The organism is Arthrobacter terricola, from assembly GCF_004354015.1.
Taxonomy (GTDB): Bacteria; Actinomycetota; Actinomycetes; order Actinomycetales; family Micrococcaceae; genus Arthrobacter; species Arthrobacter terricola.
Genome location: NZ_SMRU01000002.1, coordinates 262,707 through 278,878, shown reverse-complemented (window position 1 = coordinate 278,878; position 16,172 = coordinate 262,707). Strand labels below are relative to the sequence as shown.

The 16,172-nt window shown below is 64.9% G+C and carries 11 protein-coding genes and 1 pseudogene; 4 read left to right on the top strand and 8 right to left on the bottom strand.

Features of this window, described 5'->3' with window-relative positions; genetic code table 11:
• Positions 1 to 300, bottom strand: a pseudogene (locus E1809_RS02975) (lipoyl synthase); the annotation flags it as partial.
• Positions 297 to 965 carry a lipoyl(octanoyl) transferase LipB gene (gene lipB / locus E1809_RS02970; RefSeq protein WP_133202723.1) on the bottom strand — a complete coding sequence of 223 codons (669 nt, stop codon included), beginning with the start codon at positions 963 to 965 and terminating at the stop codon, positions 297 to 299. The gene lipB and the pseudogene E1809_RS02975, both read right to left, overlap by 4 nt.
• A gap of 195 nt (positions 966 to 1,160) precedes the next feature.
• Here lipB and E1809_RS02965 point away from each other — a divergent pair, with 195 nt between their 5' ends.
• Positions 1,161 to 2,849: a serine/threonine-protein kinase gene (locus E1809_RS02965; RefSeq protein WP_165962192.1), complete on the top strand. Its 1,689-nt coding sequence runs from the start codon at positions 1,161 to 1,163 to the stop codon at positions 2,847 to 2,849.
• Between the two features lie 16 nt (positions 2,850 to 2,865).
• Here the strand turns inward: E1809_RS02965 and E1809_RS02960 are convergent, their stop codons facing one another.
• A complete protein-coding gene (locus E1809_RS02960) occupies positions 2,866 to 3,765 on the bottom strand; it encodes a TIGR01777 family oxidoreductase (protein ID WP_133202721.1) in 900 nt (299 codons plus the stop codon).
• Positions 3,766 to 3,848: 83 nt separating this feature from the next.
• Between E1809_RS02960 and E1809_RS02955 the strand changes: the two genes are divergently transcribed.
• Positions 3,849 to 7,367 carry a S41 family peptidase gene (locus E1809_RS02955; protein ID WP_133202720.1) on the top strand — a complete coding sequence of 1,173 codons (3,519 nt, stop codon included), beginning with the start codon at positions 3,849 to 3,851 and terminating at the stop codon, positions 7,365 to 7,367.
• 75 nt (positions 7,368 to 7,442) lie between these two features.
• Here E1809_RS02955 and E1809_RS02950 read toward each other — a convergent pair whose 3' ends face one another.
• The 5 genes from E1809_RS02950 to E1809_RS02930 form a co-directional block, all read right to left on the bottom strand.
• Positions 7,443 to 7,871 (bottom strand): OsmC family peroxiredoxin, encoded by a 429-nt coding sequence (locus E1809_RS02950; RefSeq protein WP_133202719.1) that lies wholly within the window; start codon positions 7,869 to 7,871, stop codon positions 7,443 to 7,445.
• A gap of 140 nt (positions 7,872 to 8,011) precedes the next feature.
• Positions 8,012 to 8,383, bottom strand: a complete 372-nt coding sequence (locus E1809_RS02945; protein WP_133202718.1) for a hypothetical protein — start codon at positions 8,381 to 8,383, stop codon at positions 8,012 to 8,014.
• 123 nt (positions 8,384 to 8,506) lie between these two features.
• A complete protein-coding gene (gene sucB / locus E1809_RS02940; protein WP_133202717.1) occupies positions 8,507 to 10,252 on the bottom strand; it encodes a 2-oxoglutarate dehydrogenase, E2 component, dihydrolipoamide succinyltransferase in 1,746 nt (581 codons plus the stop codon).
• Between the two features lie 108 nt (positions 10,253 to 10,360).
• Positions 10,361 to 11,743: a dihydrolipoyl dehydrogenase gene (lpdA, locus tag E1809_RS02935; RefSeq protein ID WP_133202716.1), complete on the bottom strand. Its 1,383-nt coding sequence runs from the start codon at positions 11,741 to 11,743 to the stop codon at positions 10,361 to 10,363.
• Between the two features lie 234 nt (positions 11,744 to 11,977).
• Positions 11,978 to 13,498 (bottom strand): leucyl aminopeptidase, encoded by a 1,521-nt coding sequence (locus E1809_RS02930; RefSeq protein WP_133202715.1) that lies wholly within the window; start codon positions 13,496 to 13,498, stop codon positions 11,978 to 11,980.
• Positions 13,499 to 13,817: 319 nt separating this feature from the next.
• Here E1809_RS02930 and E1809_RS02925 point away from each other — a divergent pair, with 319 nt between their 5' ends.
• Both E1809_RS02925 and E1809_RS02920 read left to right on the top strand, forming a co-directional pair.
• Positions 13,818 to 14,756, top strand: a complete 939-nt coding sequence (locus tag E1809_RS02925; RefSeq protein WP_133202714.1) for a proteasome assembly chaperone family protein — start codon at positions 13,818 to 13,820, stop codon at positions 14,754 to 14,756.
• A 35-nt stretch (positions 14,757 to 14,791) separates the two neighbouring features.
• Complete coding sequence (locus E1809_RS02920) at positions 14,792 to 16,150, top strand: MFS transporter (protein ID WP_133202713.1); 1,359 nt, start codon at positions 14,792 to 14,794, stop codon at positions 16,148 to 16,150.
• Positions 16,151 to 16,172: the final 22 nt, after the last annotated feature.

Genomic DNA, 16,172 nt, shown 5'->3' with positions numbered 1-16,172 from the left:
GCGGTCCAGGGGGGAGGGTTTGCCGGTGTCGATCTGGCAGAAGTCGCAGCGGCGGGTGCATTCGGAGCCGCCGATCAGGAAGGTCGCTTCCTTGTCTTCCCAGCATTCGAAGATGTTCGGGCAGCCGGCTTCCTCGCACACGGTGTGCAGGCCTTCTTTTTTCACCAGGTTCTTCAGGCCCACGAATTCCGGGCCCATCTGGACCTTGGCCTTGATCCACTCGGGCTTGCGTTCAACCGGGACGGCCTTGTTGCGCTGCTCAACACGCAGCAACTTACGGCCTTCAGGTGCCAGGGTCACTGGATTGCTCCTTCGGGGCTGGAGACGAGTGCTTCTTCGTGCTTGTTGAACTCCTCTTTGAAGCGTTCAACAATATCGGCCGGGTTGATGGTCCGGCCGGTTTCGATGGACATGGTGGTGACGCTCGCGTCGGTAATGCCGCACGCGATGATCTGCGCGTAGGGGGCGAGGTCGTTGCTGCAGTTGATTGCCACTCCGTGCATCGTGACGCCGTCCAGGACGCGGATGCCGATCGCGGCGATCTTGCGGTCCGGGCCTTTCTCGTCGGCAAGGACCCATACGCCGGCCCGGCCCTTGACCCTCGTGGCCTTGATTCCGTAGTCCTCCATGATGGCGATCATGACGGCTTCGAGGCGCTCGACGTAGTCGCGGATTCCGGCGCGGTTCTTCAGCTTGACGATGGGATAGGCGATCAACTGCCCAGGCCCGTGCCATGTCAGCTTGCCGCCCCGGTCCACGGGCACCACGGGCGTGCCGTCAAACGGGCGCTCGTGGTCTTCCGTGAGCTTGCCGGCAGTGTAGACCGCAGCGTGCTCGAGGAGCAGGACAGTGCTGGGTTTCTCGCCGGCAACAACCTTGTTGCGGAGTTCGCGCTGGATGTCCCAGCCCTGCATGTAATCAACGAAATCCGGGGCAAGACCCAGCTGTGAAAACTCAAGAGTCATGGGGACAAGCTTAGACCCCGGCGGACGCAGGCCATGATTTTGTGGTCAAGCTCTCAGTCGTACTCGGCTGGATGGCGGCCCCCGATCACGGCCTGTGGATAACTTCTGCGCCAATTCGGGAATTCCGGTATCTCTTGAGGCATGGATACTCTTTCGCCGGGTCCGAATGGTCACGACCACGCAGGAAGCTCCTCAATGCCAGGGGAGACGCCCCAGCCTGAAATACCAGGCTTTGTCCTGGTTCGGGAACTTGGGCGGGGAGGCCATGCCACCGTATGGCTCGCTACCCGGCAGCGCACGGGAAAGAACTTCGCTGTGAAGTGCCCATCCAGCGGAGGGATCGAACGCATGGATGGTCCGGACCTGCCGGAAACCGAATCGCCGATGTTGCGGGAAGTCGGACTTCTGTCCCGGCTGGACCACGAGCACCTCGTGAAAGTGCATGGCACAGTGCAGCTGGCCGGGGCCTTCGACGGCGCTTTGGGCTTGGTCATGGACTACGCCGGTGGGGGTTCGCTGGGTCAGCTGGTGTCCAGCAGGGGACACTTGACCGTGGGGGAGACAGTGACGATCCTGACTCCGATAGCGCAGGCCTTGTCATACCTTCATCGCCAGGGTTTGACCCATTCCGATGTCGCACCCGGGAACGTCCTCTTTACTGCCCAAGGCAAGCCGCTCCTGGCGGACCTGGGACTGTCCCGCATGTTGGGTGACGCCACCGGCATTCCGGACGCGGGCACGCCTGGATTTTCAGATCCAGCCCCCTCTGCCGAAGGACGCCCCGAGCTGGAACCCGAAAGGGATACCTACGCCCTCGCCGCGCTTGGCTGGTATTGCCTTACGGGCTCCGCCCCTGATGTTGCCGACAAGCGGCCACCGCTGACCCTGCTCGTGCCGGAGGTGCCCGCAGCGCTCTCGGCGGCTTTGGAGGCCGGCCTGCATCCGGACCGGCAGCAACGTCCCACAGCCGCAGAGCTGGCCGTCGCGGTCTACAGGAGCGCTGCCGCGATGCCGGTGGACTTATCCAACTCGGTACACGAGACCGTGATTCCGGATCTGATAACGCGCCGGGCGACGTCGAACCGCGAGGGAGCGTGCCGCACGATGCTCCGCCGGATGCGGATCCCGCTACGAAGAAGACAAAGGAATCCTGCCCGAAGCCCGTTGACCCGTAGATCCCGGGACTCAGCCCCCGGCCGCCGACGGTTCGGTCCTGCGGCATTGGGTCATGGGGCGATGGGTCGTGGGTTACTGGGTCGCGGGGTGCTTGGCCTTGGGGTGCTCGTCGCGCTCGGGACTGCGATCCTGTGGTGGACCGCGGAAGAGGGAACTGAGGCGGGGAATCCAGGGCAAGGCCCGACGTCGGCCCCCGCCTCTGCGGGGCGACCGGCGGAGAAGCCGCTACCGGACCATGGTTCGGAGAACAGCGACGGCCCGGCAGCAAGCGCCGAGCCGCCACCAGGCATCATCGAACGGATTCGAGGGGAGGACCCCGTGGAAGCCCTCCGCGCCCTGTCTGAGGCCCGCGATGCGGCGTTCAGCACCGGAAGGCCTGATCTGCTCGAACACGTCAATGTGGAGGGATCTGCCGCTGCCGCCGCGGACCGGAAGATCGCGGACGGGTTGGAAGGCGCGGGCCTGGTCCTTGCAGGGTTCTCGTCGACTCTGCTGTCCATCCAGGCGGAAAATTCTCCAGTCCCGGATCGCGCAAGCCTTGCCGTGACCGTTGAAACCTCCGCCTACGAAGAACGGGACGCGGCAGGAAAAGCCATGCGCTCGGTTCCGCCCGGCAAACGGCAAGAGCTCAAAGTGGTGTTGGTCCGTGTCTCGGGCGCGTGGCGCATCAGCGAGATCCTGGCCAGCGAGATCCTGGACAAGCACTGACAGCCGTCGGCGGCGTTTACTTGCTATTGCCAACCACCCAGCGTGCAGCGTCCGCCAGTGCCGGATGCTCCCAGGTGAACCCGGAATCGGCCAGCCGCGCCGGTTCCATGCGCTGGTTGGCAAGGACCAGTTCTTCGGCCAGATGGGCACCCAAGGCAAGCTTGAGGGCGGGCGCGGGAACCCGCAGGAAAGCCGGGCGGTGGAAGGCCGCGGCAAGCTGGGCGACGATCGCATTTACGTCCGCGCTTTCGGGAGCGCAGACATTGACCGGTCCTTCGATCGACGAGACGAGCAGGTGTTCGAGGGCGGCGACTTCATCCACGAGGGAGATCCACGGCCAGTATTGGCGGCCGTTGCCCAACGGCCCGCCCACGCCCCACTTGAGGAGGGGCAGGAGCGGTCCCAATGCTCCGCCGTCGGCGCTCAGTACGACGCCCGTCCGGGGAGTTACCACCCGGACCCCCGCGGGGGCCGTGTGGGCGGCGGCCTCCCAGTCGACGCACAATGCCGCCAGCATCCCCTTGCCGGCTCCGGAATCCTCGCGAAGTTGAGTGGTGCGTGAGCCGCCGTAATATCCGGAAGCGGACTGGCTCAGGAATGTGCTGGGCGGAGTATCGAGGCGTCCCATGGCGGCGGTCAGGGTCTTGGTGGCCATCAAACGCGAATCCTTGATTTCCCGGATGCGCTCTTTCGTCCAGCGGCGGTCGCCTATGCCCGCGCCGGAGAGGTTGATGACGGCGTCGGCTCCGTCCAACACGGCCTCATCCAATCGTCCGGCAGCAGGATCCCAACTCGCTTCTCCCGGGTCCGCCGCCGGACGGCGAACCAGCCGGACGACGTCGTGCCCGCGCGCAAGCAGGTGTCCTGACAATGCGGTCCCGATAAATCCCGAAGCACCCGACATCACGATTCGCATGCCTCATCTCATCATGGCAAGAGTCACTTCGGCACTCCGGCAGGCCTCAAAAGCCTTGCTTCTCGTTTGGTTATGATCAATCAATGACCTCCTCCAGCTACTTCCGTTTCCCGCACGTGCACGGTGATTTGATCACTTTCGTTGCCGAAGACGACGTTTGGATCGCACCCGTGGCCGGAGGCCGCGCGTGGCGGATTTCAGCCCAGCAGTTGCCTGCCCGCAATCCGCGGTTCAGCCCGGACGGTACGAAGCTCGTCTGGACCACCGTTGTCGGCGCGGCGCCCGAAGTGGTGGTGGCAGACGTCGACGGCGGCGGGTACCGGCAGTTGAGCTACTTCGGCCACAGCACCACTCGCGTCAAGGGATTCACCGCATCGGGGGACGTGGTAGTCACAACGGCGTTCGAACAGGCCGAAAGCCGCCACACGCACGCCTACGCTTTGCCCCTCGAGGGAGGTCCCGCCGTCGAACTTCCCTTCGGGCCCGTGGAGTCAGTGGCGTTCGGCCCGGAAGTGGGGGACGAGCGCCCGGTTGTCCTGGCAAGCGTCCTGTCCCGCGAACCTGCCTGGTGGAAGCGCTACCGTGGCGGTACGGCCGGAAAACTGTGGATCGATGCCGATGGCAATGGCGAATTTGCGCGCCTCCTTGCCGATGTCGACGGGAATCTCGCGGACCCGATGTGGGTGGGTGACCGTATCGCGTTCCTTTCGGACCACGAGGGCCATGGGAACCTTTACTCGGTTCGCCCGGACGGACAAGTGCTGCGCCGTCACACCGACCACGAAGATTTCTATGTACGCCATGCCGCGAGCGACGGTAAACGGGTCATTTTCGAATCCGCCGGCGAGCTGTGGATGCTTCCCTCGCTGGATGCCGACGCCGAAGCGGTTCGTGTGGAGGTCACGCTCGGATCAGCGTCGCAGTCGCGCCGCCCGACCCCGCTGAAGGTGGCAACCCACCTCGGGGACGTAATCCCCAACGCTGCCGGCTCGGCCAGCGCCGTGGAGTCCCACGGAACGATCCACTGGCTGCGTCACAAGGACGGCCCGTCGCGGGTCGTTGAAGCGACTCCCGGCGTGCGTGCACGGTTGCCGCGGCCTCTTGGTGACGGCAGGATCGCCTACGTGGCCGACCAGGACGGCGTCGAGTCCATCTATGTCAAGAGGATCGTGCCGGGCGCCGCGCAAACCGCGGCCCCTGCTGCTCCCCGGAAGCCCGTCGACGGGCCCGTCGATGGTGCACAGCAGGAAGCGGACGAGGCTTCCGCGAACCCCCTGCCCCGCCCCGTCTCGGCCTCGGCGATCGCGGGCCACGCGGCAAGCACTGCACTCCCGGAGACGCAGTCGGGGCCCGAGTCGCGGCCCGACGACTCCACGGAGGCTCCGGCAGCACCTGTGACCCCGGAACCGGCTGCAGCCGCAGCGGTTCCCGCGGATGAGGTGCGGATCGGCTTCCCTAAGCCCGTCCGAGCGAGCACCCTCGAGGCCAGCCCCGACGGTCGATGGCTCGCTGTGGGAACCGCCTTCGGGGATGTCTACCTGGCGGACACGGTCGAAGGTACCTTGGTGCCCGTTGTCAGCGTCGGGGACGGCAGCATCGAGAACGTAGCGTGGTCGCCCGATTCGCAATGGCTTGCCTGGTCCGAGCCCGTGACATCCTTTGGTTCGCGCAGCAAACTGCGCCTGGCGAATGCGGCCCGGCCCAGCGACGTCGTCGATGTCACCGACGGCAGGTTCTGCGATGAATCGCCGGCCTTCACTCCGGACGGGAAGTTCCTCGCGTTCTTGTCGAACCGCAGCTTTGACCCCGTCTATGACGGTCATGCCTTCGACTTGTCCTTCCCCAGCCCCATCAAGCCGTACCTCGTGGCCCTCGCGGCAGATACGCCGTCTCCGTTCGGTCCCGCGGTGGACCGCTTGGAAGAGGACGACGCCGGAGCTTCCGCCGACGCGAACGCCGATACTAGCGCTGTGGCACCGGTCCGGGTGGACCTGGACGGATTGTCCTTGCGGGTAGTCAGCGTACCGGTGCCGCAAGGAAATTACTCGGCGCTTTCGGCGACGCCGGGCGCGCTGTTGTGGCTCGACACCCCGCTCTCCGGAGTCACTGGCGATGGGCGGGGTACAGTGCAGGACAAGGCGCCGGCTCCGTCCTTGGTCCGCTACGACCTTTCGAAGCTGAAGCAGTCCACCTTGGTCACGGCACTCGAACGCTACCGTGTCTCCGGAGACGGCAAGAAGCTCGTCTATGTCAACGACAAGCAGGTAGTGGCGGTGCCCGCAGCCGCGAAGGCCGACGAGGATTCGGGCGAGCTCATCAAGGTTGAACTGAACCGGATCAGGGTCATCATGGATCCGCTGGCCGTCTGGGGCCAGGCATTCGACGAGGCGTGGCGGCTGCAGCGGGACTTCTTCTGGACCGCGGACATGGCAGGGCAGGACTGGGAATCGGTCTACCGGCGGTACCGTCCCGTCGTCGAACGCCTCGGCTCGCACGACGACCTGGTTGACCTCCTGTGGGAGCTCCACGGCGAACTGGGCACCTCGCACGCCTACGTGCGGCCGAAGGCCGTGGGTGAGCCGGGCAGCAACGGCCAGGGCCGCCTCGGTGCCGACCTCACGTTCACGGACGCAGGATGGGAGATATCGCGGGTCCTGGCCGGAGATACTTCGGACCCGCTGGCCAACTCACCCCTCACGCGGCCTGGAGCCGACGCGAAGGTGGGCGACGTCATCCTGGCGATCGACGGCGTCGGGCTCTCTGCGGAACGGACACCCGCCAAGCAGTTGGTGGGGGCCGCCGGCCGCACGGTGGAACTCACCATCCTGAACGGAACCGGACACGGCGCGGCGGCAGGCAAGCAGCGCCGGATCGCCGTGGTTCCCGTGAAGGACGAAGAACGCCTGCGCTACCAGGAATGGGTCCACGCGAATCGACGCACCGTGCGGGAAGCCTCGGACGGAAAGTTCGGATACCTGCACGTGCCGGACATGATGGCCAATGGTTGGGCGCAGCTCCACCGGGACCTCGATACAGAGACCGCCCTGGACGGGTTGATCGTGGACGTACGCCGCAACCGGGGTGGACACACGTCCCAACTGGTGGCCGAATTGATCGGGCGCAAAGTGACCGGATGGAGCATGCCGCGCGGCGAAAAGCCGCGCACTTATCCGCATCACGCGCCACGAGGACCGGTCATCGTCCTTGCCGACGAATTCGCCGGTTCGGACGGAGACATCATTACCCAGGTGTCCAAGCTGCGGGGGATCGGTCCCGTGATCGGCACGCGCACCTGGGGCGGCGTCGTGGGCATTGACAACCGCTTCTCGCTGGCCGACGGCACCGGCGTGACCCAGCCGCGGTACGCCACCTGGTTCTCCGGCGGTATCGGCTGGAGCGTCGAGAACTTCGGGGTCGAGCCCGATATTGAAGTAGTGTTCCCGCCCCACGCCTATGCGGCAGGCACCGATCCCCAGCTTGAATACGGCATCGGCGCGCTCAAGGAGATGGTCCAGGAACTGCCCACCGACCGGCCGCCCCTGAGGCAGGGCTACCGCACGGTGCGCCCGGACGCCTTGCCGGCCCGGCCGCAAAACCGCTGATTCTGCGGTCCACGTAAAAAGTCCCCGCCATTCCGGAAGGAATGGCGGGGACTTCGTGCTTCTGGAGTTGTGTCGCTAGGAAGCGAGCGTTGCGTCCAGGGTGATCGGAGTTGCCTTCAAGGCTGCGGAAACCGGGCAGTTGACCTTCGCGTCGGCAGCAAGTGCCTGGAACTCTTCCTCGGTGACGCCGGCAATCTTGGCGACGAGGGTCAGGTGGATGCCGGTGATGCCTTCGCCGGGCTGGAAGGTGACGTCGGCCTTGGTGTTGACCTCTTCAGGGGTGAAGCCAGCGCCCGCGACGCCGTTGCTGAAGGCCATCGAGAAGCATGCGGAGTGTGCTGCCGCAATCAGTTCTTCCGGGCTGGTCTTGCCTTCTGCCGACTCTGCGCGAGCCTTCCAGGTGACGTCGAAGGTTCCGAGGCCCGAGCTGTCCAGCGTCGTGTTGCCGGCGCCTTCGATCAGGTTGCCGTTCCATACGGTGTGTGCGGTGCGTGTTGTAGCCATGTCCACTCCTCAGCGTCGTTGCGAATCGGCATCCGGATGCCGGATGCCACCGGGTTCAATCCTAGGGATTAGACGGCGGCCCTGCACGGCTTGTCCGCTCTCAGAGGATTATGACCGTCGGCTCGCCGGGTTGCCCGAAATTACTGCCAGATCGTGGCGATGGCGATGTTGATGAGGGCCAGCCCGCCGACGCCGTGGGCCAAGCCGGTGGAGACTGCTTCGCCCTTCTTGACCTTGCGGGAGCCGATGATGGCCAGGATGGCTACGACGACGCCAATGAGGAACTTGATGCCCAGTTTGACGTAGTTGGGTTCGCCAAAATCGCTCGGGTCTTGGTTGTGCAGTACGGGCAGGACACCCATCATGGCAATACCGGTGATCAGCTGGACGAATGCGCCGTCGCGCTGGCGGGGATGGACGGTGGGTTGCTTCATCGTGGCGATCCAGTAACCCACGATCATGGCCGCGCCAACGATGTGCAGGAACAGCAGGACGCTAAAGAGAATACTCATGGCTTTAGCTTAGCCAGAATCTTCTACGTGCTGTAGCAAAGCCACGGTTGAACATGCGCAGACGAAAGGGGCGCGCCTCGGCGGTTACCCACCGAGGCGCGCCCCTCGTCGTTGTCAAGCGGACTAGAGACCCAGGTCCGCTTCGAAAGCACCTTCCTCCAGGCGGGCCCGGAGGGTCTGCAGGAAGCGGCCTGCGTCGGCGCCATCGACCAAGCGGTGGTCGTAGGTCAGCGAGAGGTACATCATGGAGCGGATGGCGATCGAGTCGTCACCGTTCGCGTCGGAGACCACGACCGGGCGCTTGACGATCGCACCCGTGCCCAGGATGCCCACCTGCGGCTGGTTGATGATCGGAGTGTCGAACAGCGCGCCTACGGAGCCGATGTTCGTGATGCTGAACGTTCCGCCGGACAGCTCGTCGGGACCGATCTTGCCCTGGCGGGTGCGGCCCGCGACGTCGGCAATCTTGCCGGCGAGGCCCGCGAGGTTCAGGTTTCCGGCGTCGGAGATGACGGGAACCAGAAGGCCCTTGTCGGTATCAACCGCAATCGCGAGGTGTTCCGCGTTGTGGTAGGTGATTTCCTGCTTGTCCTCGTCGTAGGCCGCGTTCAGCTTGGGGTGCTGCTTCAGCGCTTCGGCAACAGCCTTGGCGATGAACGGCAGGAACGTGAGCTTGACGCCGTTCTGGGCTTCGAAGGTGCCCTTCGCCTTGAGGCGAAGCTTGGCGATCTTGGTCATGTCGACCTCGTGCACCTGGGTCAGCTGCGTCGAGGTTTCGAGGGATTCGCGCATGCGGCGGGCGATTACCTGGCGGATGCGCGGAGCCTTCTCCACGGTTCCGCGCAACGAGGAAGCTGCGACGGGGGCGGCAGCCTTAGCCTGGGTTGCCTGGCCGGCGGGAGCTGCGGCAGGGGCCGCTGCTGCCTTCTTTGCCTCAGCGGCAGCCAGAACGTCCTGCTTGCGGATTCGGCCGCCGACGCCGGTGCCGGTCACGGTGCTGATGTCCACACCGTTTTGGTTGGCGAGCTTGCGGACAATCGGAGTGACGTAACCGGACTCGGAGGAGGTCGAAGCAGCGGCAGGCGCGGCTGCGGGAGCCGGGGCTGCTGCTGCCGGAGCCGCGGCGGGGGCCGGTGCAGCGGGGGCCGGTGCAGCAGGAGCTGGTGCCGGTGCGGCCGGGGCTGCCGGCGCAGGAGCGGCTGCTGCCGGTGCTGCGGGAGCCGCTTCTGGTGCCGGTGCCGCAGCGGGGGAGCTCGAGCCGATGACCGCGAGAACGGAGCCAACCTCGGCGGTATCGTCTTCGTTGACGCGGATTTCCAGGAGCGTTCCGGCGACGGGGGAAGGAATCTCGGTGTCTACCTTGTCGGTGGACACTTCGAGGAGCGGCTCGTCAACTTCGACGGTGTCGCCGACGGCCTTGAGCCAGCGGGTGACCGTGCCTTCGGTGACGCTTTCGCCGAGTGCCGGGAGAGTTACGTCGTGGCCCTCGGCCGGAGCGGAAGCTGCGGCGGGAGCAGGGGCTGCCTCAGGTGCGGGAGCGGCTTCGGGTGCAGGCGCTGCTTCCGGTGCCGGTGCGGGGGCCGCAGGTGCTGCTTCAGCCGGTGCGGCTGCTGGAGCCGCAGCGCCGTTGCTGCCGCTGCCGATTCGAACCAAGGGAGCGCCGACCTCAGCGGTCTCGTCTTCGGCTACGAGGATTTCCTCGATGATGCCGGCGATCGGAGACGGGATTTCGGTGTCTACTTTGTCGGTGGAAACTTCGAGCAGGGGCTCGTCGACTTCCACTCGATCACCAACCTGCTTGAGCCAGCGAGTGACGGTGCCTTCGGTGACGCTTTCACCGAGGGCGGGCAAGTTAACGGATTCAGACATGTCGTCCCCGTTCTCCTTATTGATCTTTAGTGCGGATGAGTATTGCCTGCTGGGTCCTGTGCCCGCAGTTCGTGCGGGCACAGGACAGGTGTATCGAGTGCGGGAACCTTAGCCGTGCAGCGGCTTGCCCGCGAGGGCAAGGTGGACTTCGCCGAGGGTCTCGTTCTGGGTCGGGTGCGCGTGGATGAACTGCGCGACGTCCTCCGGGTGTGCTTCCCAGTTGACGATGAGCTGCGCTTCACCGATCTGCTCGCCCATGCGGGACCCGATCATGTGGATGCCGACGACGGGGCCGTCCTTCTGACGGACAACCTTGACGATGCCGCCGGTGCCCAGGATGGAGCTCTTGCCGTTTCCGGCGAGGTTGTATTCCTGCGTCTGGACCTGGTCCTCGCCGAACTTTTCCTTGGCACCCTTTTCGGTGTAGCCGACCGTGGCGATTTCAGGCTCGCAGAAAGTCACCTTCGGGATGTTGACGTCTTCGACGACCACAGGCTTCAGGCCGGCGATCTCTTCGGCGACGAAAATGCCCTGCTGGTATCCGCGGTGGGCCAGCTGGACGCCGGGAACGATGTCGCCCACTGCGTAGATGTTGCCGACGCCGGTGTGCAGGCGCTCGTTGGTGATGACGAAGCCGCGGTCGATGGTGATGCCGGCTTCTTCGTAGCCGAGGTTCGCGGTGACCGGGCCGCGGCCGACGGCGACCAGGAGGAGGTCGGCTTCGAACGTCTGGCCGTCAACCAGGGTGACCTTGACGCCGTTCTCGTTCTGCTCGACGCCCTGGAAGAAGACGCCAGTGCTGAACTTGATGCCGCGCTTCTTGAAGGCGCGCTCCAGGTTCTTGACGATTGCTGCGTCTTCGTTGGGGACGAGGGAAGGCAATCCCTCGACGATGGTGACGTCAACGCCAAAGGACTTCCAGACTGAAGCGAATTCGACGCCGATCACGCCGCCGCCGAGGACGATGACGCTCTTGGGAATGTAGTCCATGGTGAGGGCTTCGTCGGAGGTGATCACGCGGCCGCCGATCTCCAGGCCAGGCAGGGAGCGCGAGTACGAGCCGGTGGCCAGGACGATGTTCTTGCCCTTGTATGCAGTGCCGTTCACGACGACAGTGTCAGTGCCCTGCAGCTTGCCTTCGCCTTCGATGACCGTGATGCCCTTGGACTTGATGAGTCCCTGCAGGCCCTTGTACTTGCCGGCGACGATTCCGTCTTTGTAAGTGTTGACAGCGTTGATGTCGATGCTGTCGAGCGTGATGTTCACGCCGTACTTCGAGGCGTCACGTGCGTGGTCGGCCAGCTCTGCCGAGTGCAGGAGTGCCTTGGTGGGGATACACCCGTTGTGCAGGCAGGTACCGCCAAGCTTGGCCTTCTCAACGAGGCCGACGGTGAAGCCAAGCTGAACGGCACGCAGAGCTGTGGCGTAGCCGCCGCTGCCGCCGCCGAGTACCAGGATGTCGAATTCTTGCGCAGTTGCCTGATCGGCCACTAGGACGCTCCCTCGCGTGAGCGATGACACGCGATTACGCGTCATCTGGTCTTGAAACTTGTACTGCCGCGATTATGTCAGCACCCAAGTTCCCTTGCATTTGTGACTACCGTGGTTCACCTTAGCGAACCACCTATCCATGCTCCACCCTGCCGAGGCTTTTGTGGGGCGCTTGTGGCCAGACTCACGTCGGACCGTGGGGCCGGTCATGGAACGGCCCCTTGGCAGGCCGGTTCAGGCCGTCGCCAGGACGTCTTCGACGTACGCGAGCAGTGTCCTGACCGTGCAGCCGGTCCCTTGCTTCGGCGTGTAGCCATACGCGCTGCCGTTGTTGAACGACGGACCGGCGATGTCCACGTGGGCCCAGGGGATTTGCTTGCCTTCGTTGTCCTTACCCACGAACTCGCGCAGGAAGACCGCGGCGGTCATCATGCCGCCGTGCCGTTCGCCGATGTTGGCGATGTCGGCAACCTGGGAGTCGAGGCTCGCGCGCAACTCTTCAGGTAGCGGCATCGGCCATACGAGTTCGCCTGCACGGTCGGCGGCGGACTTGAGGGCGGCGGTCAGGGAGTCCGAACCCATGACGCCCGCAGTGCGGTTGCCGAGTGCGATCAGCTGGGCACCCGTAAGCGTGGCGACGTCGATGATGGCGTCGGGTTGCTCGAGGCTCGCCGCCACAATCCCGTCGGCCATGACCAGGCGGCCTTCCGCGTCGGTGTTGAGGACTTCGACGGTCTTGCCGCCGTAGACGGTGAGGACGTCAGCGGGGCGCTGGGCCGCGCCGGACGGCATGTTTTCCGCGATGCAGAGCCATGCGGTCACCTTGGCCGGCAGGCCAAGTCCCGCGACGGCCAGCACCGTATTAAGTACGACGGCGGCGCCCGCCATATCGCTCTTCATGTCGCCCATGCCAAGGGCCGGCTTGATCGAAATGCCGCCGGTGTCAAAGGTGATGCCCTTGCCCACGAGCGCAATCTTCTTCGTGGCCTTCGCGGGCGCATATTCCACTTTGACCAGTCGCGGCTGGCGTGACGAACCCTTTCCGACGCCGAGGATGCCGCCGAAGCCCTCCTTTTCGAGGCGCTTTTCGTCCCAGACGGTCACCTTGACCGGAAGGCCTTTGGCGAGTTCTTTGGCTGCATCGGCAAAGGACTCGGGGTACAGGTGGCTCGGCGGCTGGTTGACGAGGGTGCGCGTCGCGTTGACGGCGCGTCCAACGAGGAGCGCCCGGTCCAGGACGGGCTGGACCGCGCTGCCATCGAACTCGGTGTAAATCCGGACTTTCCCGACCGGGTCCTTGAGGCCGTCCTTGCTCGAACGGTGCTCAGTGTAGGAATAGGAACCAAGGGTGGCACCCTCGGCGACTGCCGCGACGTCGGCGAGGGACGCCGTCGGGAGCGCGAGCGTCACGGAGTCCAAGCCGGCCAGTTGGCGGACCGCGGATCCTGCCGCCCGCCGGAGGGCCTCTTCGGAGAGGGGCGCGTCGTCGGCGACCTTGCCGACGCCGGCCAGTACCAGTACGCCCGCGCCGGTCTCCGGAAGGCCCGGGAGGCGGTGCACCTGGTCGGCCGCGCCCGTGATGCCGAGGATCGACAGCGACGCCGAGAGGGACTCCGCGGTTTTCGCGCTCAGCGGGTTCCTCAGCAGGACCGGCCCGTCAGCGCCCTGTCCGACGCCCACTACTAGTGCGTCGCTCGGCGACTTTTTCAGGTCCCGGGCAATCGTGCCAAGGGTAATATCTGTAGTCTTCACCACGAGGATCCGTCCTCATTTCTCTCTGCATGGCTTTGCCGGGCTGCATGTTCGGCGCCCGGCCCGGTACCCCGCCGCCTGTCCGCTTGCGACAACGACGGCGGTTGCTTGGGTCCGCACACGGCGGCACGTCTCGATCGTAGTCTGTCCGCCGCCGCGGAAAGCAATTAAATGAGAGTTGCAGCACATAAGCGGCAGGAATGTGCGGCTGGCTTCCCGCGTTGTACCAATACATGGACCGTAGCCGGCCGCCCATGGCGCCTGCCGTGGCGTGCAGCCCCGCGATCCTCCTGGAATTTTGCAACTGCGAAAGGAACATGCCGTGTTTGAACGGATTTCCGGCTCACTCCTTGACCCCGAGTCGCTCTACGCGAGCAACATCGAGCTCTTCCACAGTCCCGACACCAAGGGACTCAACATGCTCATGGGGTTCACCGGGTTCGCCGATGCGGGCCATGTCGTCCAGCAGATCAACCGGGAGCTGCTCGATACCCTCGACGTCGAAACCGTGGCTGTATTCGATGCCGACCAACTCATCGACTACCGGACTCGGCGGCCGCACATCACCTTCGTCGAAGACCACCTGGAGGATTACAAAGCTCCCCAGTTGGCACTTTACAAATTGAGGGACGGCCTGGGTGAACCGTTCCTGCTGCTCGCCGGATTCGAACCCGACCTCCAGTGGGAGCGCTTCGCGCGGGCCGTCGTCGGGATCGTGGAAGAACTCGACGTCAACCTCGTCGCGTGGATCCACTCCATCCCCATGCCGGTTCCGCACACACGTCCCGTCGGCGTCACTGTCCACGGCAACCGCCCGGAACTGATCGAAGGCATTTCAACCTGGAAACCCACGGTCCAGGTTCCCTCGGCCATCGGCCACATCCTCGAATTGCGTCTCAGCGAAGCCCAGCGCAAGGTAGCCGGATACGTCATCCACGTTCCGCATTACCTCGCCGACGCCGAGTACCCGCAGGCAGCCGTAGCTGGCCTCGAATACCTCGGCGCCGCAACATCCCTGATGCTGCCGACGGACCGCCTCCGGGAGGCGGGCAGGGAAGTCGGCCGGCAGATCGCCGAACAGGTCGAGGCGTCCGAGGACGTCCAGGAAGTGGTGTCGAAGCTGGAATCGCGGTACGACGACAAGGCAGAAGGGACAGTCCGCCGCTCGTTGCTCGCCGACGAAAACGATGAACTTCCCAACGCCGAGGACCTCGGAGCGGCCGTTGAGGCGTATCTCGCACGAAAAGATGCGCGTCCATAAAGCAGCTTTAATCGTGCGCCGGGCATAATGGAGGGGTGAACGCACCCCGCGCCTGGCTTATTTGGACGATTGGGGTGCTCGCCTATCTGGTGGCGGTCGCCCAGCGCACATCCTTTGGTGTTTCAGGACTTGAAGCAACCGAACGGTTCCATGCCAGCGCCGCCGCGATCTCCTTCTTCACGGTGCTGCAGTTGCTCGTTTACGCGGGGCTCCAGATTCCTGTCGGCCTCCTCGTGGACCGCCTCGGCTCACGTGTGATGATTTCCTGCGGTGCGGTGCTGATGGGCCTCGGCCAGCTCCAATTGGCCTTCGCCGATGCCGTCCCAGGCGGCGTACTCGGCAGGGTCCTCGTCGGGGCCGGCGACGCCATGACCTTCGTCTCGGTGATCCGGCTCGTGCCGATCTGGTTCGCTCCCGGCCGGGTCCCGCTCGTCACCCAGCTGACCGGTATGTCGGGCCAACTCGGCCAGCTCATCAGTGTGGTGCCGTTCGCGCTGGTCCTTCACACCGCCGGATGGACTACCGCCTTCCTCTCGTTGAGCTCCTTGTCCGCGCTCGCCGTCGTGCTCGTAGTCGCCCTGCTGAGGGACGCTCCGCCGGGCCACCCGCCGCGTGAGAGTGCACAAGGACTAAGGGCGACCGGCGTGACCTTGGCGCGCGCTTGGCAGCAGCCCGGCACGCGGCTTGGCCTCTGGAGCCACTTCACTGTGCAGTTCAGCGGAAACGTCTTCGCCATGTCATGGGGATACCCGTTCCTTGTCTCGGCACAGGGCCTGAACGCAACCACGGTTTCCGCCCTGATGGGTTTGTTCGTCGTGACGAGCATTTTAGTGGGACCGCTCTTCGGTACTTTCGTCGCACGGCACCCCATGCGGCGATCGGCCATGGTCCTCCTGATTGCGGCAGCGACCGCCATCGCGTGGGCGGCCGTTTTGCTGTTGCCCACCCGGGCTCCTTTGTGGCTGTTGGCTCTGCTTGTGGTGGTCCTGGCGGTCGGCGGTCCGGGATCGATGATCGGCTTTGACTTCGCCCGGACCTTCAACCCCTCGCATCGGATCGGCACCGCGACCGGGATCGTCAACGTGGGTGGTTTTCTCGCAGCGCTCCTGACGATCTATTTGGTTGGCGTGATCCTCGACGTCCTCCACACGAGCGGTTTCTCTGGCGGGGAACTGTATGGACTGGCGCCGTTCCGCGTTGCCCTGAGCGTGCAGTTCCTGTTCCTGCTGGTAGGTGCCGTCCTGATTTTGGTGACACGTCGAAAGGTCCGCCGGCAGATGGCGGCCCAAGGCGTCCATGTACCTCCTCTGCTCGTTTCCTTGGCACAGCAGCGACGACGCCGCATCGAACTGCGTCGGGAACGCCTGGCAAAGCAGCGAAGCACTACTCCGTAGCGCGGACCAGGCGGATTCCGCC